Below are 24,179 nucleotides of genomic sequence, written 5' to 3'. Positions count from 1 at the left end.
TCAGCGTCAGATGGAGACGCCGTGGGTGCGCAGGAACGCGGCCGGGTTGATGGCCGAGCCGTAGTTCGGCGTCGTGCGGATCTCGAAGTGCAGGTGCGGGCCGGAGGAGTTGCCGGTGTTGCCCGAGAGGGCGATCTTCTGGCCGGCGGCGACCTTCTGGCCGACGTGGACCTTGATCTTCGACAGGTGGGCGTACTGCGAGTACGTGCCGTTGGCGTGCTTCACGACGATGGCGTTGCCGTAGGCGGGGCCGTCACCGCCGCCGTTCGGGCCGGCCTTCACGACGGTGCCGGCGCCGGCGGCCTTGACCGTGGTGCCGACCGGGACGGCGAAGTCCTGGCCGGAGTGCTTGTGGGCCCACATGGCGCCGCCCTGGTTGAAGCTGGCGCTGAGGGCGTACGAGGCGACGGGCTTGACCCAGCCCTTGGCCTTCTTGGCGGCGACCGGCTTGGCGGCGGCCTTCTTGGCCGCGGCCTTCACCTGAGCGGCCTTGACGGCCTTGGCCTTCGCGGCCTTGACCTGGGCGACCTTCGCCTGAGCGACCTTGGCCTGGGTCTCGGCCTGCGCCGCGACGGCGGCGGCCGCGGTACCGGCGACCGGGGCGGCCTTGCTCTCGGCGGCGAAGGCGGACCCGGCTCCGGCCACCAGCGTCGCTCCCAGACCAGCAGTGGCGAGGACGACGGCGGTGGTGCGGACGGCGGGGTTCATGACGCGCTTCGACATACGGGGGAAGACCTCCGGGCAGTACGGGACCCGACGCGATCGGTGCGTTGCGCCGGGCTGGCCGTTCCTTGGTAACCCGCCACCCAGGTCATCCCAAAACACCCCATCTACGACACAAGGTCGTAGCGATCTCCCCAGGAATACGCCTCTTGACACCACCGGAGCCTCTTCGCGAAATCGGACATAACAACCCAAGATTCCGGGTTTAGCCCCATGTCGCCGGTGCCGGGAAAGGCCCGAAAGGCGGCGCGGCGCCCGATTCGGGCACCTCGGGACCTAGGTCCTGGTGGTTGACGCGTAAACGTCCCGATTCGCCCGCTATCGACACTACGATCCCGTCTAGTACCCCCCAAAACCCCTGTGCCGCTTGTCACCGCGCGCGCCCCGCCAATGGGACCTGGGTCACGCGACCGCGGCCGTCCGGAGGCCGTCGCGCACTACGCTGACGGCATCCGGGGACGTACAGGGGGACAGGCATGGAACCGGCACTCATCGGCACCCGCCTCGCGTCGGCCGCCATCGGCCCGCTGCTGAGGAAACTGCTGGCCGGCGACGGCCCCGGGGCCGGACTCACCGGCGCCGACCGCCCCGTCCGGCTCGCCTCCCTCCTCTCCTTCCGGGGCGAGAAGCGCACCCTCACCGAGAAGGACGTCCGGAAGCTGGCCGCGACGCTGGTGGCCCGGACCTGCGAGGGCCCGGGCGGACCGCCGTTCCCCCCCGACGAGACCGAGGCCGTCACCGACGCGCTCGCCGCGCACCTGCTGGCCCTCGGCGACCTCGACATGGACGACGTGCAGGCCGTCCACCTCGGCCCCCGCGCCCTCGCCCGGCGCCTGCGCGCGGCCGCCCCCGCCCCCGACGGCCTCGCCGCGGACTCCGTCCTCTACCTCGACACCGCCACCGAATGGGCCTGCCACCACATCCTGGAGTTCTTCACCCGCCGCGGCTCCTTCGTCGCCCGCACCCTGGTCGAGCAGACCCGCGGCCAGGCGGCCCTCGCCCGCAAGGTCGACGCCCTGGCGGCGGCCCACCCGGGCCCGCTCGCCGAGGACGCCGCCTTCGAGCGCCGCTACCTCGCCCACCTGGCGAGGAAGCACGGCCACCTCACCATCCACGGCATCGACCTGCGCGACACCCGGGAGGAATGGCCGCTCGACGTGGCCTACCTGTCCCTGGAGGCGACGGGCGACGCCCGGGACCCCGACCGCGACCCCCGGGAGCACGCCTCCGTCCGCGCCGACCTCGCCCCGGCCGCCCACGAACGGATCCTGCTCCGGGGCCAGGCCGGCTCCGGCAAGACGACCCTCGTCCAGTGGCTGACCCTCGCGGCCTGCGCCACACCCCCGGCCGAGGGCATGGGCTACCTCCACGGCCGCGTCCCCTTCGTCCTCCCCCTACGCACCCTCACCCGCCACGGCGAGCGGCTCCCCGACGCGGAACGGTTCCTCTCCGCCGCCGACTGCCCCCTCACCCCGCCCGACGGCTGGGCCGACCGGGTCCTCTCCGCCGGCCGCGGCCTCGTCCTCGTCGACGGCATCGACGAGATCCCCGAGGCCGAGCGCGGCCGGGCCCGCGACTGGCTGCGCGGACTGCTCTCCGCGTACGAGGGCGGCAACCGCTGGCTCGTGACCTCCCGCCCCACCGCCGTGCGCGACGACTGGCTGGCCCGCGACGGCTTCACCGAGCTGACCCTCTCCCCCATGACGCCCGCCGAGGTCGCCACCTTCGTCCGCCGCTGGCACCGGGCGGCGGGCCCGGCGGCGGCGCCGTACGAACAGCGGCTCCTGGACTCCCTGCGGACGACGGAGCACGTCGCCCAGCTGGCGACCAACCCCCTCATGTGCGGCCTCGTCTGCGCCCTGCACCACGAACGCCGCGGCTACCTCCCCCGGGGCCGGGGCTCCCTCTACGAAGCCGCCCTCTCGATGCTGCTCGTCCGCCGCGACCGCGAGCGCGGCATGGGCGCCCCCTACGGCGTGGACCTGGACGAGGCCCCGCAGATCCAGCTGGTCCAGCGCCTGGCGTACTGGATGACGCTGAACGACCGCTTCCAGATGGCGCGCGGCCACGCGGAGTCCCTGGTGGCCGAGGCGCTGCCGGCGATGGGCCTCACGGACCACGCCCCGGACCAGGTCTTCGCCCACCTCCTGCACCGCAGCGGCCTGCTGCGCGAGCCCACCGCCGACACCGTCGACTTCGTCCACCGCACCTTCCAGGACTACCTGGCGGCCAAGGCCCTGGTCGACCACTGGGACATCGGGGTCCTCGTCCGCAACGCGACGGACGACCGCTGGGAGGACGTCCTGCGCATGGCCGTCGGCCACGCCCGCCCCCGCGAGGCCGCGGAGATCCTGAGCGAGCTGCTCAAGGCGGCGGACACCGCCGCCGACCGCCCGTCCCGGCTGCGACTCGTCCTGCTCGCGGCGACGGCCCTCGGCCACGCGACGGAGGTCGCCCCGGAGGTACGGGCGGAGATCCTGCGGCGCACCGGCGAGGTCATCCCGCCCCGCGACCCGGACGAGGCCCGCGAGCTGGCCGGGGCCGGACGGATGGTGCTGGAACTGCTGCCGGGCCCGGAGGGGCTCGACGAGCGCACCGCGCACCTGGTCGTGGTCGCCGCGACCCACGTCCTGTCCGACGCGGCCGTCCCCTTCCTGGCCCGCTACGCCGACCACCCGTCGCTCGGCGTGCGGGCCCAGCTCGTCTGGGCCTGGCAGCGCTACGACGCGCGCGCCTACGCGGACGGGGTCGTCGCCCGCCTGGACCCCACCGAGCTGCGCCTCCAGGTGCTGGACGACGAGCGGGCGGACGAGCTGCTCCGCCTCGGCCTCGCCCCGGAGCTCCTGGACCTCTCCGCCTCGGTGTCGGCCGACCGGGCGGCCGCCGTACTGGCCCGGTGCGACCCGCGGGAGCTGCGGCTGCTGGACCACCCGCCCGGCGGGGAACTCGCGCCGCTCGGCCCGCTCGGCAGCCTGGAGTACCTCGCCCTGCCGACCGACGCGGTGTGGCGGACCACCGATCTCCCCGAGGGCGTCCCGCTGCGGAGGCTGAACTTCCTGAGCCTCCCCGAGGACGGACTCGCGGGCCTCGCCCGGTACCCCCTGCTGGGCGAGCTGCCGTACCTCCCCGAGCCGACCCCCGCCGTCTGGCGGGACCTGAGGGCCCTCCCGCAGATCGAGCGGATGACGTTCAGCGCGGAGGCGCTCGCCGACTGTCCCGAGGACGTGGTCCTGCCCCGGGTGTCCTTCCTGGTCTGCTACGGGGGCGGCAGGCGCCGCCGCGGCCACTCCCTGGACGACGTGGTGCGCGTCTTCCCCGGTCTCCAGCTGCTCTACCTGTCCGGGGGGACGTTCGACGTCTCCCGCGCCGGCGACCTGGCCGCGCTGAGGGTCGTCCGGACCAACTCCGTCGTCCTCACCGGGACCGAGGGCCTGCCCTCCCGCGTCCGCGTCTCCGCCTGAGCCCACGGAAAAGGGGCGGCCCCGGAACCGTGCTGGTTCCGGGGCCGCCCCTTGCGCGTCTCTACCGCTTACGCGTCCTTGGAGAGGTTCGGGCCCGAGTCGCCCGCCGTGACCGGCGGGGCGTCCGGGAGGGCCGCCTTCTCCTCGCCGCGGAAGGTGAACTTCTGCTCGTCACCCTCGCCCTCGGTGTCCACGACCACGATGTGGCCGGGGCGCAGCTCGCCGAAGAGGATCTTCTCGGAGAGCGAGTCCTCGACCTCGCGCTGGATCGTCCGGCGCAGCGGCCGGGCGCCCATGACCGGGTCGTAGCCCTTCTTGGCGAGGAGCTCCTTCGCGGACTGGGAGAGCTCGATGCCCATGTCCCGGTCCTTGAGGCGCTCGTCCACGCGGCCGATCATCAGGTCGACGATCTGGAGGATGTCGTCCTGGGTCAGCTGCGGGAAGACGATGATGTCGTCGACGCGGTTGAGGAACTCGGGGCGGAAGTGCTGCTTCAGCTCCTCGCTGACCTTCGCCTTCATCCGCTCGTAGTTGGACTTCGTGTCGCCCTGGGCGGCGAAGCCCAGGTTGAAGCCCTTCGAGATGTCCCTGGTCCCGAGGTTGGTCGTCATGATGATGACCGTGTTCTTGAAGTCCACGACCCGGCCCTGGGAGTCGGTCAGGCGACCGTCCTCCAGGATCTGGAGCAGGGAATTGAAGATATCGGGGTGGGCCTTCTCGACCTCGTCGAAGAGGACGACGGAGAACGGCTTGCGGCGCACCTTCTCGGTGAGCTGGCCGCCCTCTTCGTAGCCGACGTATCCGGGCGGCGAACCGAAGAGACGGGAAACCGTGTGCTTCTCGCTGAACTCCGACATGTCGAGGGAGATCATCGCGTCCTCGTCGCCGAAGAGGAATTCGGCGAGGGCCTTCGAGAGCTCGGTCTTACCGACACCGGACGGACCGGCGAAGATGAACGAGCCACCGGGACGCTTGGGGTCCTTCAGGCCGGCGCGGGTGCGACGGATCGCCCGCGAGAGGCCGATGACGGCGTCCTTCTGGCCGATGACGCGCTTGTGGAGCTCGTCCTCCATGCGGAGCAGACGCGAGGACTCCTCCTCGGTCAGCTTGAAGACCGGGATGCCGGTGGCGGTCGCGAGGACCTCGGCGATCAGCTCGCCGTCGACCTCGGCGACGACGTCCATGTCGCCGGCCTTCCACTCCTTCTCGCGCTTGGCCTTGGCGGCGAGGAGCTGCTTCTCCTTGTCGCGCAGGGACGCGGCCTTCTCGAAGTCCTGCGAGTCGATCGCGGACTCCTTGTCGCGGCGGACGCCGGCGATCTTCTCGTCGAACTCGCGGAGGTCCGGCGGCGCGGTCATCCGGCGGATGCGCATCCGGGAGCCGGCCTCGTCGATCAGGTCGATCGCCTTGTCCGGGAGGAAGCGGTCCGAGATGTACCGGTCGGCCAGCGTCGCGGCCTGGACGAGGGCCTCGTCGGTGATGGAGACGCGGTGGTGCGCCTCGTACCGGTCGCGCAGACCCTTGAGGATCTCGATGGTGTGCGGCAGCGACGGCTCGGCGACCTGGATGGGCTGGAAGCGGCGCTCGAGCGCGGCGTCCTTCTCCAGGTACTTGCGGTACTCGTCGAGGGTGGTGGCACCGATGGTCTGGAGTTCGCCGCGGGCCAGCATCGGCTTGAGGATGCTGGCGGCGTCGATCGCGCCCTCGGCGGCGCCCGCACCCACGAGGGTGTGGAGCTCGTCGATGAACAGGATGATGTCGCCGCGGGTGCGGATCTCCTTGAGGACCTTCTTCAGGCGCTCCTCGAAGTCACCGCGGTAGCGGGAGCCGGCGACCAGCGCGCCGAGGTCGAGGGTGTAGAGGTGCTTGTCCTTGAGGGTCTCGGGCACCTCGCCCTTGACGATGGCCTGCGCCAGGCCCTCGACGACGGCGGTCTTGCCGACGCCGGGCTCGCCGATGAGGACCGGGTTGTTCTTGGTGCGGCGGGACAGCACCTGCATGACCCGCTCGATCTCCTTCTCGCGCCCGATGACCGGGTCGAGCTTGGACTCGCGGGCGGCCTGCGTCAGGTTGCGGCCGAACTGGTCGAGGACCAGGGACGTCGAGGGGGTGCCCTCGGCAGGGCCGCCGGCGGTGGCGGCTTCCTTGCCCTGGTAACCGGAGAGCAGCTGGATGACCTGCTGCCGCACCCGGTTGAGATCGGCGCCCAGCTTCACGAGGACCTGGGCGGCGACGCCCTCGCCCTCGCGGATCAGGCCGAGCAGGATGTGCTCGGTGCCGATGTAGTTGTGGCCGAGCTGGAGGGCCTCGCGGAGCGAGAGCTCCAGGACCTTCTTGGCACGAGGGGTGAAGGGGATGTGACCGGACGGGGCCTGCTGGCCCTGGCCGATGATCTCCTCCACCTGCTGGCGGACCGCCTCGAGCGAAATCCCGAGGCTCTCCAGGGCCTTAGCGGCGACACCCTCACCCTCGTGGATAAGGCCCAGAAGGATGTGCTCGGTGCCGATGTAGTTGTGGTTGAGCATCCGGGCTTCTTCCTGAGCCAGGACGACAACCCGCCGCGCGCGGTCGGTGAACCTCTCGAACATCGTTAATCGCTCCTCAGAGCGGTCAGTCAGTTAGGGGTCGATCCCCTCCCTGTCCTTCCGCAGCTTAGTCCCGCAAGCGGGGACCGCTCATTCCAACTGCCGACATCCGTCCGGATCACCCCCTTGTCCGTGGGGTGCTCCGCTGCCGAACAGCCGACAAATGCTCCAACTCGATGGTGCGAGACGATGTTCCCGCAGGCCAAGTAGTTACCCCCGCCTTGAGTACGCCGATGGCGAACGTGAGACGGACCGGCCGGACGGGTCACCCCTCTCCACTAGGAATGTCTTACCCGTAGGGTCCGACACTCCATGCGGCACACCCGGGTTCCCTCCGCTACCAGCGAACAGAGTGGCGCCGTCGAATGCGCTCGTACGCCCCATTACCGGACACCTCGGGTCCCCGGACCGGAACGTTACGTCACCGGCGGCGGCCGGGGCCGTAACCAACCGGGCCCCCCGGGAGTTCCCCCGGCATGGCCTTCACCGTCCCGCTTCCCCGCTCGCCGCTCGACGGTGGCCGGGCGCTCTCGCTCTGGTACGAGCGGGAGCTCGGGTGGACGACGGTGCCGGGCCCGCCGGTGCAGCTGGTGACGGGGCTCCGCTTCGACGTGCTGGAGCTGCCCGCGGCGGCCGGCCGGGGTGTGCTGCGCCGGGTCGGCGCGGCGACCGGGCCCGTCGCCCTGATGGGGCGCCGGATGCGGCTCCTGGTGGCCGCGGGGAGCTCGGAGGAGCTTCCCGGCCTGCTGGAGTGGCTGGAGTGGGGCGGGATCTCACTGGATCTGGTGGCGCTGGGCTCCGACGGCCGGATGACCGCTCCCCCGCCTCCGGGACGGGGCGGATCCGGCGCGCCGGGTGCCGCCGTGTGGCTGCGGGCCCCCGAGCCGGGGCGCGAGGTGGAGTCCTCGCTGCCGGCTCCGCGGTCCGGGCCGTGGGGCCGTGCGGAGGCCCCGTGCCTGACGCGCCTGGTCGCCGCGGCCGCGGTGGAGTGCCACCGGCTGCGGTTGCTGAGCGCCCGGGCCGGTGGGCCGGCGGCTCAGCGGGGGACGCCTCAGCGGTTCGCGTCCTCGTAGGCCGCCTTGACGTGGGCGGGAACGCGGCCGCGGTCGTTGACCTCCATGCCGTTCTCCTTGGCCCAGGCGCGGATCTTCGCCGTGTCCGGGCTGCCGGAGGCGGCCACGCGGCCCTTGCCGCGGCCCGCGGCGGTGCGGCCGCCGGTGCGGCGCCCGCTCGTGGTGTACGGCTCGAGCAGGCCGCGGAGCTTTTCCGCGTTGGCGGTGGTGAGGTCGATCTCGTAGGTCTTGCCGTCCAGCGCGAACGTCACGGTCTCGTCCGCCTCGACGCCGTCGAGGTCGTCGACAAGAAGGACCTGAACCTTCTGTGCCACCGGATTTCCTTTCATCGAAAATGCAGTACGCGGAAAGGAAACCGCTTTTCCCGGAAAAACACAAACCCCTGGGAGAGGTTCAGATCCCCGGCAACGCGGGAAACGTGCGCGATTCGGACATAGGGTTCCGCCGGGGTTCCTCCGGGGTTACGGTCACAGGTGCAGAAGCATCCGGCTGTTGCCCAAGGTGTTCGGCTTCACTCGTTCGAGACCGAGGAACTCGGCGACACCCTCGTCATAGGAACGCAGGAGCTCGGCGTAGACATCTCCGTCGACCGGGGTCTCGCCGATCTCGACGAAGCCGTGCTTCGCGAAGAACTCGACTTCGAAGGTGAGACAGAAAACCCTGCGCACCCCGAGCCAGCGTGCGGTCTGCAACAACTTGGTGAGGAGCTGATGCCCCACGCCGGCGCCCTTGAAGTCGGGATCGACGGCGAGCGTGCGGACTTCCGCGAGGTCTTCCCACATGACGTGCAGGGCGCCGACTCCGACGACCTCGGCGTCCTCGTCGCGTTCCGCGACCCAGAACTCCTGGATGGCCTCGTAAAACGTCACCGTCGCCTTGTCGAGCAGGATGCCGCGGCGCGCGTAGGGATCGACCAGGCGTCGCACGGCGGCGACGTCGGAGGTGCGGGCACGGCGTACGGTGACGGCTTTCGACATGGGGGGACGGTACCGCTAGGAAGCCGTCGGTTCCCCGTCGCCCTCCTCGGGCGCGGAGGGGAGCGGGTTGTCGCGCTGGACGATCCGGATGGCGTCGTTCAGCGACTCCCGCTGTTCGGGGGACATCATCCCGAAGAAGGCGACCAGGGCGGCCGCGGGGTTGTCGCTCTGCGCCCAGGCGTCGTTCATCAGTGCGGCCGAGTAGGCGGCGCGGGTGGAGACCGCGGTATATCGATAGGCCCGGCCTTCGACTTCCCGGCGCACCCAGCCCTTCTGATGGAGATTGTCCAGGACGGTCATGACGGTGGTGTAGGCGATGGAGCGTTCCCGCTGGAGGTCTTCCAGGACTTCCCGGACGGTCACCGGGCGGTTCCATTGCCACACGCGCGTCATGACGGCGTCTTCGAGTTCTCCCAGAGGGCGGGGCACAGGCTCACCCTAGTGGGAGATACCTGGAATAACAGCTATTGAACGGGGAAGCGCGCCATAACGCGACAAAAGGGGCGCCGACCACAGACGGTCGTGCGCCCCTCGGGGTCGGGGTGTCCTACGAGCCGGAGCCGGATCCGTCCGCCTGACGGGCGGCCTCCGCGCGGGCGAGCGCGGCGTCGACCACCGCGTCCTCCTTGGCCTTGTTCGGACCGCCCTGGGACTTGACGATCACGACGATGAGGGCGATGAAGAACGCAGCCATCACGACGGGGGGCAAAAGCGCGGATACGTAGTCCATGCCGACCAGGGTAGCTAGCCCGCGACCCGTTCCTCGGGCGGGGGCGGGGGTACCGGGCGACGGCGCGGCGGGAAGACCTCGGAGGGCTTGGGCGCCGGGCGTTCGGCCGGGGCGGGCGTCGGCGGCTTGGGCCGGGGCTCCTCCGCCGCGCGGCCGCCGGGCAGGGCGAGCAGCCGGGCCCGGGAGGCGGACGCCGGGGCGCTCCCGGTGGCCTGGGAGACCCGTGCCAGGCGGGTCCGCACCGAGCGTTCGGCGAGGACCTGGCAGCGGTCGAGCAGCCGGGCGGCGGCGGGGTTGCCGCGCAGGGCGCGCAGGGCGGCGAGGTCGTCGGCCCCGGGGTCGTACCCGCCGGCCAGGGCGTCCTCCAGGAGGTCCAGGTAGCCGGCGAGCGAGCCGGGGAGGGTCTCGCGGTAGCGGACCAGGTCGGCGAGGAGGAAGGCGCGCAGCCGGCCCGCCTCGTGCACGGCCTCGTCCACGGAATCGGCCAGGCGGAGGGCGTCGCGGACGACCTCGTCCGGGAGGGGGGCGGGGTGGAGGGCGTTGGCGAGGGCGCGTCGGAGCACACGCAGCTCGTCCGCGCTGAACGCCATGCCGCCGCGGGATCCGTATGGCGTGGGCATGGGCCGACGATACGCGCTAATCGGACAAATTTCGCTTAGCGATCATCCGGCGCGTCGACCCCTCGCGCACCCCCTCACCTGCGGATTCCCGCCCCCCGCGCGGGTCCCCCGGCACCGGGGAGACCACCCGCACGGCCACCCGCGGGGACCGCGCGCGATGCCGCGCGGAGCCCGTACGCGTGGCCGGTGCGGAGCCGGATCCCGGAGCCCGTGCCCGGAGCACGTACGCGGGGCCCGTGCGCGGGGCCCGTGCGCGGGTGGGTCACATGCGGGAGACGTTCCGTTCGTAGACCAGGCGCAGGCCGATCAGGGTCAGCCAGGGCTCGTGCCGGTCGATCTCGGCCGAGTCGCGCAGGACCATCGGCGCCAGGCCGCCGGTGGCGATCACCGTGACGGCCGAGGGGTCGCCCTTCGGGCCGACCAGCTCGCGCTTCATGCGGGCGACGACCCCGTCGACCTGGCCCGCGTAGCCGAAGACGATGCCGGACTGCATCGCCTCGACCGTGTTCTTCCCGATCACCCCGCGCGGCCGGACCAGCTCGATCTTGCGGAGCATCGCGCCCTTCACACCGAGCGCCTCGACCGAGATCTCGATGCCGGGGGCGATCGCGCCGCCCGCGTACTCCCCGCGCGCGGTGATCGCGTCGTACGTGGTCGCCGTGCCGAAGTCGACCACGATCGCCGGGCCGCCGAAGAGCTCGACCGCCGCGACCGCGTTGATGATGCGGTCCGCGCCGACCTCCTTCGGGTTGTCGGTGAGGATCGGCACGCCCGTCTTCACGCCGGGCTCCACGAGGACCGCCGGCACGTCCCCGTAGTAGCGGCGGGTCACCTCGCGCAGCTCGTGCAGCACCGAGGGGACCGTCGCGCAGATCGCGATCCCCTCGATGCCGTCGCTCAGCTCGGCGCCGAGCAGCGGGTGCATGCCCATCAGGCCCTGGAGCAGGACCGCCATCTCGTCGGCGGTCCTGCTGGGATCCGTGGAGATCCGCCAGTGCTCGACGATCTCCTCGCCGTCGAAGAGCCCGAGGACCGTGTGCGTGTTGCCGACGTCGATGGTGAGCAGCATCAGCCGCGCACCTCGCGCAGGTCCAGGCCGATGTCGAGGATCGGGGAGGAGTGCGTGAGGCCGCCGACCGCGAGGTAGTCCACGCCGGTCGCCGCGTACGCCGCCGCGTTCTCCAGCGTCAGCCGGCCGGAGGACTCCAGGACGGCGCGGCCGGCGACCAGGGCCACCGCCTCCTCGGTCTCGTCCGGGGTGAAGTTGTCCAGCAGGATCAGGTCGGCGCCCGCGTCCAGGACCTCGCGGACCTGGTGCATCGTGTCGACCTCGACCTCGATCGGCACCTCGGGGAAGGTCTCCCGGACGGCCTTGAACGCCTCGGCGACGCCGCCGGCGGCCACCACGTGGTTGTCCTTCACCAGGGCCGCGTCCGACAGCGACATCCGGTGGTTGACGCCGCCGCCGCAGCGGACCGCGTACTTCTCCAGGGCGCGCAGGCCCGGCGTCGTCTTGCGGGTGTCGCGGACCTTGGCCTTCGTGCCCTCCAGGGCGTCCGCCCACGCGCGCGTGGCGGTGGCGATGCCGGAGAGGCGGCACAGGATGTTCAGCGCGCTGCGCTCGCCGGTGAGCAGGTCACGGGTGCGGGCGGTGACGCTGAGCAGCAGGTCGCCGGGCTCGACGCGCTCGCCGTCCTCGCGGTGCCGCTCGACCTCGAACTCCTCGGTGCAGACGATCGAAAGGACCGCCTCCGCCACCCGCAGACCGGAGACCACACCGGCCTCGCGGGCCACGAAGTCGGCGGTCGCGACGGCGTCCTCGGGGACGGTCGCCACGGTCGTCACGTCCACGCCGCCGTCGAGGTCCTCGGCGATCGCCAGGTGGGCGATGTCCTCGACCTGGACGGGGTCCAGCCCGGCGTCGGCGAGCAGCTGGGCGAGCGCGGGGTCGAGCCCGCACTCGTACTCCTCGGCGTCGCCGCAGCCGCAGCCGTCGCCGCAGCCGCCCGACTCCTCGTACGAGCTGATCTGGATGAGAGGGACGTCCACGGGCTCGGGACGGGCTTCCTCGGGCGTGCTCACGGCTGCGGCTCCCTGGGGGCTTCGGGGGTTACGGGCGGAAAGTCCGCCGTCTCGGTGGTGCGCACCACCGGGCGGCGGTCGGGCGTGAGGCGGACGACCAGGTGGCGGCGCCACCGCTCGTCGTCCCGGTCCGGGCGGTCCTCGCGCCAGTGGCAGCCCCGGGTCTCCTCGCGGGCCAGGGCGGCCGCGGCCAGGACCCGGGCCACGCACAGCAGGTTGGTGGTCTCCCAGGAGTCGACGCCCGGCTCGGCCGCCTTGCGCTCCTCCTCGGCGTCCTGCCGGAGCGCTTCGAGGGCGTCGGACGCGGCCGTCAGGCTCGCGGCCGAGCGCAGCACGCCCGCGTCCCGGGTCATGATCCGCTGGATCTCCCGGCGGACCTCGGGCGCGAGCAGCGTCAGCACCTTCGGCGCGGCCGCCTCCTGGCGGGCGCCCTCGCGGTGCGGACCGTGCTCCGCGATGTCGGCGGCGATCCGCTCCGCGAAGACCAGGCCCTCCAGGAGCGAGTTCGAGGCGAGCCGGTTGGCGCCGTGCACGCCGGTGCAGGCGACCTCGCCGCAGGCGTACAGGCCGGGGACGGTGGTGCGGCCGCGCAGGTCGGTGCGGACGCCGCCGGAGGCGTAGTGCGCGGCCGGGGCGACCGGGATCGGGTCGGTGACCGGGTCGATGCCGTGCGACCGGCAGGCGGCCAGGATCGTCGGGAAGCGGTGCTCCCACATCTCGGCGCCGAAGTGCCGGGCGTCCAGGTACATGTGCGCGGCGCCCTGCTCCTGCATGCGGCGGGTGATCGCCTTGGCGACGATGTCCCGGGGCGCCAGCTCGGCCAGCTCGTGCTGCCCGAGCATGAAGCGGACGCCGTCCGCGTCGACCAGGTGGGCGCCCTCGCCGCGGACCGCCTCGGAGACCAGCGGCTGCTGGCCCTCGGCGCCCGCGCCCAGGAAGAGCACGGTCGGGTGGAACTGCACGAACTCCAGGTCGGAGACCTCGGCACCGGCCCGCAGGGCGAGGGCGACGCCGTCGCCGGTGGAGACGGACGGGTTCGTGGTGGCCGAGAAGACCTGGCCCATGCCTCCGGTGGCGAGGACCACGGCGGGGGCGTGGACGGCGCCGACGCCGTCGTGCTGGCCCTCGCCCATGACGTGCAGGGTGACGCCGGCGGTGCGGCCCCGGTCGTCCTTGAGGAGGTCGAGGACGAGCGCGTTCTCGACGGTGCGCACACCGCGCTCGCGGATCGCCTCGACGAGGGCCCGGGAGATCTCCGCGCCGGTGGCGTCGCCGCCCGCGTGGGCGATCCGGCGCCGGTGGTGGCCGCCCTCGCGGGTGAGGGCGATCTCGCCGTCCTCGGTGCGGTCGAAGTCGGCGCCGGTGGCCATGAGCCGGCGGACGGCGTCGGGGCCCTCGGTGACGAGGAGGCGGACGGCCGGCTCGTCGCAGAGCCCGGCGCCGGCGACGAGGGTGTCGTCGAGGTGCTGGCCGGGGGTGTCCCCGTCGCCGAGCGCGGCGGCGATGCCGCCCTGGGCCCAGCGGGTGGAGCCCTCGTCCAGGCTGGCCTTGGTGACGACGACGGTACGGAGCCCGGCGGCGGTGCAGCGCAGGGCGGCGGTCAGTCCGGCGACGCCGGAGCCGACCACCACGACGTCGGCGTCGATGGCCCAGCCGGGGGCGGGGGCGTGCAGCCGTATTCCGGTCACGAGGCGGCTCCCTGGGTCGCTCCGAAGGTCAGCGGGATGTTGTCGATCAGCCGGGTGGTGCCCACGCGGGCGGCGAGCGCGAGGATCGCCTCGCCGCGGTGGCCGTCCTCGACCTCGGTGAAGTCGGCCGGGTCGACCAGCGCCAGGTAGTCCAGGACCAGCGGCGGCTCGGCCCTCGCGGCCTCGTCCAGGACCGTACGGGCGGCCGCCCGTACGGCCTCCGCCCCGCCGCCCTCGGCGGCCTGCGCGACCGCGTGGGCGTCGGCGGCGGCCCGGGCCTCGCCCAGCCGGGAGAGCGCCTCCGCGCGGTTCTCGGCCCGCCCCTGGGCGCCGGGCAGGGAGACGGCGCGCGCGTGCAGCGCCTCCTGCGCGGCGAGCCGGTCGCGGGCGGCGAACAGGGCCCGGGACAGGGCGAGGGCGGTGTGCCGCTCGCGGTCCGACAGGTAGCGGTTGCGGCTCGACAGGGCCAGGCCGTCGGCCTCGCGGACGGTCGGGACGCCGACGATCTCGACCGGGAAGTTCAGGTCCTCCGCCATGCGGCGGATGACGGCCAGCTGCTGGGCGTCCTTCTGCCCGAAGAAGGCCAGGTCGGGCTGGGTGAGGTGGAGCAGCTTGGCGACGACGGTGAGGACGCCGTCGAAGTGCCCGGGCCGGGAGGCGCCCTCCAGGAGCTCGCCCATGGGTCCGGCGGTGATCCGGACCTGGGGCCGCCCGCCGGGGTAGACCTCGTCGGCGGAGGGGGCGAAGACGGCGCTCGCTCCGTTCGCGAAGGCCAGTTCCAGGTCGGCGTCGAGGGTGCGCGGGTAGCGGTCGAGGTCCTCGCCGGCGCCGAACTGGAGCGGGTTGACGAAGACGGTCACGACGACGAAGCCGTCCGCGCCGACCCGCTCGCGGGCGGCCCGGATCAGGGTGGCGTGGCCCTCGTGGAGGGCGCCCATGGTCATGACGACGGCGTTGCGCCCGGGCTTGCCGCCGAAGTGGGCGCGCACGTCCGCCAGGTCCTCGACCGTCGGGACCAGCTCTGCGGGCGCGTGGCGCCCGGCGCTCTTCCGGTCGAACAGGCTCATCGGTCGTCTCCTCGCGGCCCGTCGGCGGGGCCGGTCGTGTCGGCGGCGGGGTCGGCGGCGAGGACGCCCAGCAGGTCCTGGGCCAGCTCCGGCTTGAGCAGGCCGTGCGCGAGCGCCCGGTCGGCGGTCGTGCGGGCCATCGCCAGGTAGCCGGCGACGGTGCCGGGCGCGTGCTTGCGGAGCTCGGCCACGTGGGCCGCGACGGTGCCGGCGTCGCCGCGCGCGACGGGGCCGGTCAGGGCCGCGTCGCCGGACCGCAGCGCGTTGTCGAGCGCGGCGCCCAGGAGGGGGCCGAGCATCCGGTCGGGGGCGGCGACGCCGGCCGTGCGGAGCAGCTCCATCGACTGGGCCACCAGGGTCACCAGGTGGTTGGCGCCGAGGGCGAGGGCCGCGTGGTACAGCGGCCGGGCCTCCTCGGCGATCCACTCGGGCTCCCCGCCCATCTCGATGACCAGCGCCTCGGCGGCGAGCCGCAGCTCCTCCGGGGCGGTCACCCCGAAGGAGCAGCCGGCCAGCCGCTGCACGTCGACGGCGGTCCCGGTGAAGGTCATGGCCGGGTGCAGGGCCAGCGGGAGGGCGCCCGCGCGGCGGGCCGGGTCCAGGACCCGGGCGCCGTACCGCCCCGAGGTGTGGACGATCAGCTGGCCCGGACGGACGGCGCCGGTCCCGGCGAGCCCCTCGACGAGGCCCGGCAGGGCGTCGTCCGGGACGGTGAGCAGGACGAGGTCGGCGAGCGCGAGGACCCGCGCGGGCTCCACCACCGGCACGTCCGGCAGCAGCGCGGCGGCCCGGCGCCGGGAGGCGTCGGAGACCGCGGAGACGGCGACGGGGCGGTGTCCGGCGAGCCGGAGGGAGGCGGCGAGGGCGGGGCCGACGCGGCCGGCGCCGACGACTCCGACGGTGAGCCGGGCGGGCCGGTCCTCGGCCCTGGGCTCTGGCGCTGCTGGTGCGTTCACGGTGGGTACGGGCCTTCCGTTCCAGTCCTCGGCGGGTACCGGACGATTTCTGGTCATGCTACGCCAGCGTTTCGTCCCTCCCCCTGGCTGTCCACAGGCCACGGGCGGTGGTGCGGGTGACGGTGTGATGATCTGTCCATGGATGTGGACGAACTGCCACCGGGGGCACCCGGTGAGGTGACCGGAGAGCCGTCGGACGGGACGGTCGACGAGGGTGCGGCGCGGCGGTACCGGGCCCAGGTGTGGGGCGGGGCCGCGCGGTCGCTGTGGCGCCCGTCGGTGGAGGGCACGGTCGGCGGCCGGCTGCGCGCGCTCGCCGACTGGGCCGAGGGCGCGGGCCTCGCGGACGCGGCCCTCGACGTGTACGGCGACGGCCTGGTGGAGGTCCTGGAGGAGCGGATCGCCGCGGAGCTGGGCATGCCCGCCGCCGTCTTCTTCCCGACCGGCACCATGGCCCAGCAGGTGGCGCTGCGCTGCTGGGCCGCGCGCACCGGCAACCAGGTCGTCGCCCTCCACCCGCTGGCCCACCCCGAGGTCCACGAGGACGGCGCCCTGGTGGCCCTGTCGGGGCTGCGGACGGTCCATCCGACGGCGGCGCCCCGGCTGCCCTCGGCGGAGGAGGTGCGGGACCACCCGGAGCCCTTCGGGACGCTGATGCTGGAGCTGCCGCTGCGGGACGCGGGCTTCGTGCTGCCGACCTGGGAGGAGCTGACGGCGACCGTCGGCGCGGCCCGGGAGCGGGAGGCGGCGGTCCACTTCGACGGCGCCCGGCTGTGGGAGTGCCCGACGCACTTCGGCCGGCCGCTCGCGGAGATCGCCGGGCTCGCCGACAGCGTGTACGTCTCCTTCTACAAGTCCCTCGACGGGATGTCCGGGGCCGCGCTCGCCGGGCCCGAGGAGCTGATGGCGGAGGCGCGGGTCTGGCTGCACCGGTACGGCGGCCAGGTCTTCCAGCAGTACCCGACCGCGCTCGCCGCCCTGCGCGGCCTGGACACCGAGCTGCCCCGGCTGCCCGCGTACGTGGCCCACGCGCGCGTGGTGGCCGAGGCGCTGCGGGAGGCGCTGGCCGGGAAGGACGGACCGGGCTGGTTCCGGGTCCACCCGGAGGTGCCGCACACCCACCAGTTCCAGGTGTGGCTGCCGTACCCGCCGGACGTCCTCACGGCGGCGGCGCTCGCCCAGACCGAGCGGACCGGGACCTGTCTCTTCCGCCGCTGGTTCGCCCCGGGCCCCGGCGGCCCGCCGGGCGTCGCCGTCACCGAGGTGACGGTGGCGTCCTCGGGCCTGGAGTGGACCGCCGAGGACGTCCGGACGGCCGTACGGGACTTCCTGGCGCTCGTCGAGGGCTGAGGGCACGGCCCTCACGGCGGTACGGGGCCGCCCGGCTCGTCGACGGCCGGGCGCGGACCGGTGCCCGGGCCCGGGGCTCGTCCGGCGACCGGAGGCCCGACGCTCGTCGACGGCCGGGGCCCGTCCCGTACGGGTGGCGACCCGGCCCCCGTCGGGACGGCCGGGGGCCCGCACCGGTCAGGACGGCCGGACCGGTCCCCCGGGCGTCCGGCCGCCGGAGAGGCGGGCGAGCAGGCGGGACAGGGCCGTGCGGAGGCGGCCGGTCGCGGGGCGGCCGGCCACCACCCGCTCGAAGCGGCGGTGGTCGCGGAGCTCCCGCAGCACGGCCACGTCGTGGGTGCCGGGGGCGGGCGGCGCGGACTCGCCCCGCTGCGCGGCCCGGTAGCTGTCGAAGAGGTGCTGCTGCAGCGCGTCCATGGGCTCAGCCTGGGGCCGTACCGTCCCGCCCCGCCCTCCGATTGACGGCCCTCGTCAATCGGAGCGACGGCGTCCCGGGGGCATCCCGCACCATGGGGGCGTGAGCGTGACCATCGACATCACCGGAGTGCCGCCCGAGCGGATCGTCTTCAGCCCCTCGCCGCTGGCCGAACTCGGCAACGCCGTCCACGTGCTGGCGGAGCCGGCCCACCACCCCGGCCACCACGCGTGGGCGACGGCGACCACCGCCGCGCTCGACCCCGGGCTCGCCGACCGGCTCCTGGAGGCCGACTTCATGTGGCGGTCGGCGCGCTCCGACTTCCTGCTGCCCGCGCGGCCCCGCGAGACCCTGGCCGAGGAGCTCGACGACCTCGACCGCATCGACGACGAGACCTTCGTCGGCGCCGCCCTGGAGATCTCCTGCAGCCCCCTCTACGCCCGGGGCGGCATCCCCTCGCCGCTGGTGGACGAGCGGTCCCGGCGGCGCGCCCTGGACCTGGCCGCCGCGCGCGGGCCGCGCCAGGCGGCCTTCGCGGAGCGGATGATCACCGCGCCCACCGCCACGCGCGCGTGGCTCCGGCGTCTCCTGGAGGACTGCGACGAGGCGTTCTTCGCCGACGCCTGGCGGCGGATCCGGGTGCAGCTCGCCGCCGACGCCCGTCACAAGACGGAGCTGATGCGCCACAAGGGGCTGGCCGAAGCCCTCGCGGACGCCTCGGCGGCGATGCGCCTGGAGGAGGACGGCGAAGGCACCCGGATCGTCGTCGACAAGCTGGTGGAGGCCCGGACGGACGCCCGGGCCGGAGCGCTGACCCTGCTGCCGAGCGCCTTCGGCCGGCCGCACCTGCTCTCCCTGTACTCGCCCGGCTGGCAGCCGGTGATCATGTACCCGGCGGCGAGCCGCGAGGTCGGCGGCCTGGAGTCCGTCGAGACCGTGCGGCTCCGCCTGGACGCGCTCGCCCACCCGGTGCGGATGCGGATGTGCCGGAGCCTGGCGCGCGGCCCTTACTCGACGAGCGAGCTGGCGGACACGTACGGCATCACCGCCCCGGAGGTCTCCCGCCACCTGGCCGTGCTGCGCCGGGCGGGCCTGCTCACCACCCGCCGCCGGGGCCGCTACGTCCTGCACCAGCTCGACTTCTCCATCGTCGCCCGGCTGGGCAGCGACTTCCTGGAGTCGGCGCTGCGCTGAGCGGCCGGGGCGGGGGTTCAGCCCTTGGCGCCGCCCGCGCGGACCAGGCCCGTCTCGTACGCGAGGACGACGACCTGGACGCGGTCGCGCAGGCCCAGCTTGGTGAGGATGCGGCCCACGTGGGTCTTGACCGTCGCCTCCGACAGGACGAGACGGGCGGCGATCTCGCCGTTGGACAGGCCCTGGGCGACCAGGAGCATGACCTCCCGCTCGCGCTCGGTCAGCTTCTCCACCTCGCGGTGCTCGGGCTCCCGTCCGGAGGACGGGAGCATCGGGGAGAAGCGGTCGAGGAGGCGGCGGGTGGTCGAGGGGGCGACCACGGCGTCACCGCTGTGCACCGAGCGGATCGCGCCCAGCAGCTCGGCCGGCGGCACGTCCTTCAGCATGAAGCCGCTCGCGCCCGCCTTGAGGCCGGAGAAGGCGTACTCGTCGAGGTCGAAGGTGGTCAGGATGAGCACCTTCGGGGCGTCGGGCACCGCGCAGATCCGGCGGGTCGCCTCCACCCCGTCGAGGCGCGGCATCCGGACGTCCATGAGGACCACGTCGACCTCGGTGGCGCGCAGCACCTCCAGGGCCTCCGCCCCGTCGCCCGCCTCCGCCACGACCTCCATGTCGGGCTGGGCGGCCAGCACCATGCGGAAACCGGTGCGCAGGAGCACCTGGTCGTCGACGAGCATCACGCGGATGGACATGCGGTTCCTTCGGTGAGGTGGGGACGGGGCACGGCTCTCAGTGTGCGGGCTTGAGCGGCAGCAGGGCACTGATCCGGAAGCCTCCGCCCGGTCGCGGGCCCGCGTCCAGGGTGCCGCCCACCATGCCGACCCGCTCCCGCATGCCGATGAGGCCGTGGCCGCGCCCGTCGGCGCCGCCGTCCTCGTACATCTCCTGGGGCGCCCCCCGGCCGTCGTCCTCGACGAGCAGGCCGAGGCCGTCGTCGAAGTAGACGAGCCGGACGCTGGCGCCGACGTCGGGGCCGCCGTGCTTGCGGGTGTTGGTGAGGGCTTCCTGGACGATCCGGTAGGCGGTCAGGCCGACGCCGGTGGGCAGCTCGCGCGGGGTGCCCTCGACGGTCAGGTCGACGGTGAGCCCGGCGCCCCTGACCTGCTCGACGAGCTCCTCGATCTGCTCCACGTCGGGCTGCGGCACGTACTCCCCCGCCTCCCGGTGCTCGCCGGTGCGCAGGATGCCGAGCAGCCGGCGCATCTCGGCGAGCGCCTGCCGGCCGGTGGTGGAGATGGTCTCCAGGGCCTGCTTGGCGGTCTCCGGGGAGGTGTCCATGACGTAGGCGGCGCCGTCGGCCTGCACCACCATCACGGACACGTTGTGGGCGACGACGTCGTGGAGCTCGCGGGCGATCCGGGCCCGCTCGGCGGCGACCGCGACCTTGGCCTGCGCCTCCCGCTCGCGCTCCAGTCGGGATGCCTTCTCCTCCAGCTGGGCGAAGTAGGCGCGGCGGGTGCGCAGCGAGTCGCCGAGTACCCAGGCCAGGGCGAACGGCACGGCCATGATCACCGTGAAGAAGACCTGGGCGGGCACCGAGACGGTCCCCTCCAGGGGCCATCTCAGCTGGGAGAGGGGGGCCGCGCAGAGCCCGCCGACGAGGGCGAGCCGGGAGGCCCACCGGGGGCCGTCGTGGGCGGCGACGGTGAAGATCACGACGAGCATGGCGAAGTCCGCCATGAACGTCTCGATGTCGAAGGCGAGCTGGACCAGGCCGAGCGCGACGGCCAGCAGCAGCATCCGCTCCGGGGCCCGCCGCCGCAGGGCGACGACGAGGGAGAAGAGCACGGCGACCGCCGCGTAGCCGACGGCGGGTTCGAGGGCCGGCATCGACCCGATCCACAGCCCGGAGAACCCGAGGAGGACGACGGCCCAGAAGACGTCGACGCCCGTCGGGTGGCTGCGGATGAAGTCGTAGAGGCGCTGCACGTAACCCAGAGTAGGGAACGGGCGGGGGCCGGGGATCAACCGAGCGGTCGATCCTTGCGGCGGGACCCGTACACCCCGGGGTGGAGACTGGGGCGCGTGACGGATGACGTGACGGACGGGACGGGACGGCCGCCGGAGGGCGCGGCGGGGTGGCGGGGCTGGCGGGAGGCCACGGAGCGGGCGCTGTACGGCCCCGGGGGCTTCTTCCTGCGTCCCGAGGGACCGGTCGGCCACTTCCGGACCTCGGTGCACGCCTCGCCGCTCTTCGCCGCGGCGGTGGCCCGGCTGCTGGTGGAGACGGCGGAGGAGCTGGACACCGACGAGGTCGCCCTGGTGGACGTGGGCGCGGGCCGGGGCGAGCTGACGGCCGGGGTGCTCGCGGCGGTCCCGGCGGGGCTGCGGGTGCGGGCGTACGCGGTGGAGCGGGCGGCCCGGCCGGCCGGGCTGGACGCGCGCGTGGAGTGGACCGGCCGTCCGCCGGAGGGGGTCCGGGGCCTGCTCTTCGCGAACGAGTGGCTGGACAACGTGCCGGTGGACGTCGCCGAGGCGGACGAGGACGGCACGGTGCGGTACGTGCAGGTCCGCGCCGACGGCACGGAGCGGCTGGGCGACCCGGTCGCGGGCCCGGACGCCGCGTGGCTGGCCCGCTGGTGGCCGCTCGGCGGGCCGGGCGAGCGGGCCGAGATCGGCCGGCCCCGGGACGAGGCGTGGGCGGCGGCGGTCGGGTCGCCGTCGGCGGGCCGGGCGGTGGCCGTGGACTACGGGCACCTGCGGGACTCCCGGCCGCCCTTCGGCACCCTGACCGGCTTCCGCGCGGGCCGTGAGGTGGCCCCGGTCCCGGACGGCGCGGGCGACCTGACCTCGCACGTGGCCCTGGACGCGTGCGCGGCGGCGGTCCGGGCGCGCGGTCCCGTGGAGCTGACGACCCAGCGGGAGGCGCTGCGCCGGCTCGGGGTGTCGGGCGCCCGGCCGCCGCTGGCGCTCGCCTCGACGGATCCGGCGGCGTACGTCCGGGCGCTGGCGGGCGCCGGGGAGGCGGCCGAACTGACGGCGCGCGGCGGCCTGGGCGACTTCCTGTGGCTGAGCCAGCGGGTGTGAGGGGCGCCCGGGGGCCGGGTCGCCCACAGGCCGGGGGCTCGCCCGTGGGCGGGGCGTCCGGCGGGGGATACTGTCCGGCATGACGGAGACGACGGTCGGCATCGGCGGCGCGGCGGAGAGCACCGACATGGTGCTGAACATCGGCCCGCAGCACCCTTCCACGCACGGCGTGCTCCGGCTGCGGCTCGTGCTCGACGGCGAGGTCATCCGGCACGCCGAGCCGGTCGTGGGCTATATGCACCGGGGCGCCGAGAAGCTCTTCGAGGCGCGCGACTACCGCCAGATCGTCATGCTGGCCAACCGCCACGACTGGCTCTCCGCCTTCTCCAACGAGCTCGGCGTGGTGATGGGCGTCGAGCGGATGCTCGGCATGGAGGTGCCGGAGCGGGCCGTCTGGCTGCGGACGCTGCTCGCGGAGCTGAACCGGGTCCTCAACCATCTGATGTTCCTGGGCTCGTACCCGCTGGAGCTGGGCGGGATCACCCCCGTCTTCCACGCCTTCCGGGAGCGCGAGGAGCTCCAGACGGTGATGGAGGAGGTCTCCGGCGGCCGGATGCACTACATGTTCAACCGGGTCGGCGGCCTCAAGGAGGACCTGCCGGCGGGCTGGCTCGGGCGGGCCCGGCAGGCGGTCGCGGACGTGCGGTCGCGGATGGACGTGTACGACCGGCTGGTCCTCGGGAACGAGATCTTCCGGGCCCGCACGCGCGGAGTCGGCGTCCTGGCCCCCGAGACCGTGCACGCCTTCGGGGTGTCGGGGCCGATCGCCCGCGCCTCCGGCGTCGACTTCGACCTGCGGCGCGACGAGCCGTACCTGGCCTACGGGGAGCTCCAGGACACCCTGCGGGTCGTGGTCCGCGAGGAGGGCGACTGCCTGGCCCGCTTCGAGTGCCTGCTGGAGCAGACCCACAACTCCCTGGAGCTGGCGGACGCCTGCCTGGACCGGCTGGACGCGATGCCCCGGGGGCCGGTCAACCAGCGGCTCCCGAAGGTGCTGAAGGCCCCGGAGGGCCACACGTACGCCTGGACCGAGAACCCGCTCGGGCTGAACGGCTACTACCTGGTGTCCAAGGGCGAGAAGACGCCGTACCGGCTGAAGCTGCGCTCGGCGTCGTACAACAACATCCAGGCGCTGGTGGAGCTGCTGCCGGGGACGCTGGTCGCGGACATGGTCGCGATCCTGGGGTCGTTCTTCTTCGTCGTCGGCGACATCGACAAGTGACGGCCCGGCCGGCTCAGCCCCGGCGCATCACGACGTAGTCGCGTTCCTCGCGCGCGGGGCGGCTGCGGCCGACGACCGTCCAGCCCCAGCGCGCGTACCGGTCCGTCAGCTCCGGCACGTCGAGGGTCATCAGCAGCGCGGGCCCGGCCCCGGCGGCCACCAGCAGCGCGTCGTGGAGGGCCCGGCCGAGGCCGCGGCCCTGGTGGGCGGGGGCGACGACGAGCTCGGCGAGCTCGAAGGCGGGGGCGTCGCCGGAGAGGACCGTGTCGGTCCAGCCGGCGGCGAGGCCGAGGAGTTCGCCGTCGGGACCGAGGGCGGCCGTCGCGTGGAAGTCGGGGCGCCGGGCGGCGGAGTCGAGGAGCCGGTCCACGGTCCGCAGGGCGCCGCGCGGCGGCTCGTGCCAGGGGGCGCCGGCGAACGCCTGGGCGCACAGGGCGATCAGCTCGTCGCGACGGGCCCGCGCCTCCTCCGGGAGGAGGAGGGCGAGGCGGTCGGTCACTGGTTGACGGCGCCGCGCAGCTCGGCGAGGTCGAGCTGCTCGGTCTCGTCGTGCGCGGTCAGGTCGATGACCTGGCCGATCGGGCCGGCGGCGGAGGGACGGACGACGACGGGCTCGTCCTCCCGCGCGGCGGGGACGGCGGCCGGGGCCTGGACGGCGGCCGAGGCCGGCACCGTGGTGAGGGCCGGGCCCTGCGCCTCGGGCGCGAGGGCGGGGCGGGCGGTGGCCTCGCGGGCCTCCTCCAGGACCTCCTCGCCCACGACGTCGGCGAGGTCGGTGTCCTGGACGGCCTCGATCGCCGACTTCTGGGTGCCGAAGAAGTCGAAGCCCCCCTCGGTGCGCTGGACGGGCCGCCGGGCCGCGTACGGCACGATCGCGCTGGCCGCGGGGACCGCCGGGCTGCGGTCCGCCGCCGGGGGCAGCGCCTTCGCGGGGGCCGCGGCCGGGCCGAGGGCCGCGGGGGCCTCCTGTGCCGCCGGGCGGGCGTGCTGCTCGGCGGCGTGCCGGCCG

22 protein-coding genes and 1 pseudogene are annotated in these 24,179 nt (G+C 74.0%); 6 read left to right on the top strand and 17 right to left on the bottom strand.

Going from position 1 to position 24,179, the window contains the following annotated elements:
• Positions 1–6: 6 nt before the first annotated feature.
• On the bottom strand, positions 7–723 hold the full coding sequence (locus IE321_RS22305) for a M23 family metallopeptidase (protein WP_190224270.1): 717 nt from the start codon (positions 721–723) through the stop codon (positions 7–9).
• Positions 724–1,199: 476 nt separating this feature from the next.
• On the opposite strand from IE321_RS22305, the gene IE321_RS22300 reads away from it, so the two are divergent.
• Complete coding sequence (locus tag IE321_RS22300; RefSeq protein WP_190224269.1) at positions 1,200–4,184, top strand: NACHT domain-containing protein; 2,985 nt, start codon at positions 1,200–1,202, stop codon at positions 4,182–4,184.
• Positions 4,185–4,252: 68 nt separating this feature from the next.
• Here IE321_RS22300 and IE321_RS22295 read toward each other — a convergent pair whose 3' ends face one another.
• Positions 4,253–6,772, bottom strand: coding sequence for an ATP-dependent Clp protease ATP-binding subunit (locus IE321_RS22295; RefSeq protein WP_043226599.1), 2,520 nt, complete (start codon positions 6,770–6,772; stop codon positions 4,253–4,255).
• Between the two features lie 473 nt (positions 6,773–7,245).
• Between IE321_RS22295 and IE321_RS22290 the strand changes: the two genes are divergently transcribed.
• Positions 7,246–7,842 carry an SCO3374 family protein gene (locus tag IE321_RS22290; protein WP_043226598.1) on the top strand — a complete coding sequence of 199 codons (597 nt, stop codon included), beginning with the start codon at positions 7,246–7,248 and terminating at the stop codon, positions 7,840–7,842.
• Here IE321_RS22290 and IE321_RS22285 read toward each other — a convergent pair.
• The 10 genes from IE321_RS22285 to IE321_RS22240 form a co-directional block, all read right to left on the bottom strand.
• On the bottom strand, positions 7,821–8,156 hold the full coding sequence (locus IE321_RS22285) for a histone-like nucleoid-structuring protein Lsr2 (protein ID WP_190224268.1): 336 nt from the start codon (positions 8,154–8,156) through the stop codon (positions 7,821–7,823). The genes IE321_RS22290 and IE321_RS22285 overlap by 22 nt on opposite strands.
• Positions 8,157–8,309: 153 nt before the next feature.
• Complete coding sequence (locus tag IE321_RS22280; RefSeq protein WP_190224267.1) at positions 8,310–8,819, bottom strand: amino-acid N-acetyltransferase; 510 nt, start codon at positions 8,817–8,819, stop codon at positions 8,310–8,312.
• 15 nt (positions 8,820–8,834) lie between these two features.
• Positions 8,835–9,248, bottom strand: coding sequence for a BlaI/MecI/CopY family transcriptional regulator (locus tag IE321_RS22275; protein WP_079022203.1), 414 nt, complete (start codon positions 9,246–9,248; stop codon positions 8,835–8,837).
• A 118-nt stretch (positions 9,249–9,366) separates the two neighbouring features.
• The gene (locus IE321_RS22270) at positions 9,367–9,549 is read right to left on the bottom strand and encodes a hypothetical protein (protein WP_043226594.1); all 183 of its coding nucleotides are present in this window, start codon (positions 9,547–9,549) and stop codon (positions 9,367–9,369) included.
• A 14-nt stretch (positions 9,550–9,563) separates the two neighbouring features.
• Positions 9,564–10,139: a hypothetical protein gene (locus tag IE321_RS22265; RefSeq protein ID WP_190224287.1), complete on the bottom strand. Its 576-nt coding sequence runs from the start codon at positions 10,137–10,139 to the stop codon at positions 9,564–9,566.
• A gap of 292 nt (positions 10,140–10,431) precedes the next feature.
• Positions 10,432–11,238 carry a type III pantothenate kinase gene (locus IE321_RS22260; protein ID WP_043226591.1) on the bottom strand — a complete coding sequence of 269 codons (807 nt, stop codon included), beginning with the start codon at positions 11,236–11,238 and terminating at the stop codon, positions 10,432–10,434.
• Complete coding sequence (nadC, locus tag IE321_RS22255; protein WP_190224266.1) at positions 11,238–12,251, bottom strand: carboxylating nicotinate-nucleotide diphosphorylase; 1,014 nt, start codon at positions 12,249–12,251, stop codon at positions 11,238–11,240. The genes IE321_RS22260 and nadC overlap by 1 nt, the downstream gene beginning before the upstream one ends.
• Positions 12,248–13,939, bottom strand: coding sequence for an L-aspartate oxidase (locus IE321_RS22250; protein WP_190224265.1), 1,692 nt, complete (start codon positions 13,937–13,939; stop codon positions 12,248–12,250). The genes nadC and IE321_RS22250 overlap by 4 nt, the downstream gene beginning before the upstream one ends.
• Entirely contained in the window at positions 13,936–15,006 is a 1,071-nt protein-coding gene (panC, locus tag IE321_RS22245) for a pantoate--beta-alanine ligase (RefSeq protein ID WP_190224264.1), read from the bottom strand. The genes IE321_RS22250 and panC overlap by 4 nt, the downstream gene beginning before the upstream one ends.
• On the bottom strand, positions 15,003–15,962 hold the full coding sequence (locus IE321_RS22240; protein ID WP_043226588.1) for a Rossmann-like and DUF2520 domain-containing protein: 960 nt from the start codon (positions 15,960–15,962) through the stop codon (positions 15,003–15,005). Before IE321_RS22240 ends, panC begins: the two co-directional genes overlap by 4 nt.
• A gap of 138 nt (positions 15,963–16,100) precedes the next feature.
• Between IE321_RS22240 and IE321_RS22235 the strand changes: the two genes are divergently transcribed.
• Positions 16,101–17,312, top strand: coding sequence for a threonine aldolase family protein (locus IE321_RS22235; protein ID WP_190224263.1), 1,212 nt, complete (start codon positions 16,101–16,103; stop codon positions 17,310–17,312).
• 177 nt (positions 17,313–17,489) lie between these two features.
• On the opposite strand, the gene IE321_RS22230 is transcribed toward IE321_RS22235, so the two are convergent.
• Entirely contained in the window at positions 17,490–17,729 is a 240-nt protein-coding gene (locus IE321_RS22230) for a hypothetical protein (RefSeq protein ID WP_190224262.1), read from the bottom strand.
• Between the two features lie 100 nt (positions 17,730–17,829).
• On the opposite strand from IE321_RS22230, the gene IE321_RS22225 reads away from it, so the two are divergent.
• Positions 17,830–18,921, top strand: a complete 1,092-nt coding sequence (locus IE321_RS22225; RefSeq protein ID WP_043226584.1) for a DUF5937 family protein — start codon at positions 17,830–17,832, stop codon at positions 18,919–18,921.
• 17 nt (positions 18,922–18,938) lie between these two features.
• Here the strand turns inward: IE321_RS22225 and IE321_RS22220 are convergent, their stop codons facing one another.
• Both IE321_RS22220 and IE321_RS22215 read right to left on the bottom strand, forming a co-directional pair.
• A complete protein-coding gene (locus tag IE321_RS22220) occupies positions 18,939–19,613 on the bottom strand; it encodes a response regulator (RefSeq protein ID WP_043226583.1) in 675 nt (224 codons plus the stop codon).
• A gap of 37 nt (positions 19,614–19,650) precedes the next feature.
• A complete protein-coding gene (locus tag IE321_RS22215) occupies positions 19,651–20,850 on the bottom strand; it encodes a sensor histidine kinase (protein ID WP_190224261.1) in 1,200 nt (399 codons plus the stop codon).
• A gap of 96 nt (positions 20,851–20,946) precedes the next feature.
• On the opposite strand from IE321_RS22215, the gene IE321_RS22210 reads away from it, so the two are divergent.
• Positions 20,947–21,948 carry an SAM-dependent methyltransferase gene (locus tag IE321_RS22210; protein ID WP_373316633.1) on the top strand — a complete coding sequence of 334 codons (1,002 nt, stop codon included), beginning with the start codon at positions 20,947–20,949 and terminating at the stop codon, positions 21,946–21,948.
• 79 nt (positions 21,949–22,027) lie between these two features.
• Positions 22,028–23,170, top strand: coding sequence for an NADH-quinone oxidoreductase subunit D (locus tag IE321_RS22205; RefSeq protein ID WP_043226581.1), 1,143 nt, complete (start codon positions 22,028–22,030; stop codon positions 23,168–23,170).
• 13 nt (positions 23,171–23,183) lie between these two features.
• Here the strand turns inward: IE321_RS22205 and IE321_RS22200 are convergent, their stop codons facing one another.
• Together IE321_RS22200 and IE321_RS22195 are read right to left on the bottom strand one after the other, a co-directional pair.
• Positions 23,184–23,669 carry a GNAT family N-acetyltransferase gene (locus IE321_RS22200; protein ID WP_190224260.1) on the bottom strand — a complete coding sequence of 162 codons (486 nt, stop codon included), beginning with the start codon at positions 23,667–23,669 and terminating at the stop codon, positions 23,184–23,186.
• Positions 23,666–24,179, bottom strand: a pseudogene (locus tag IE321_RS22195) (hypothetical protein); the annotation flags it as partial. The gene IE321_RS22200 and the pseudogene IE321_RS22195, both read right to left, overlap by 4 nt.

The organism is Streptomyces hydrogenans, from assembly GCF_014656075.1.
Classification (GTDB): domain Bacteria; phylum Actinomycetota; class Actinomycetes; order Streptomycetales; family Streptomycetaceae; genus Streptomyces; species Streptomyces hydrogenans.
Note: the sequence above shows the minus strand (reverse complement) of the source record. Positions and strands in the feature narration are given on the sequence as shown.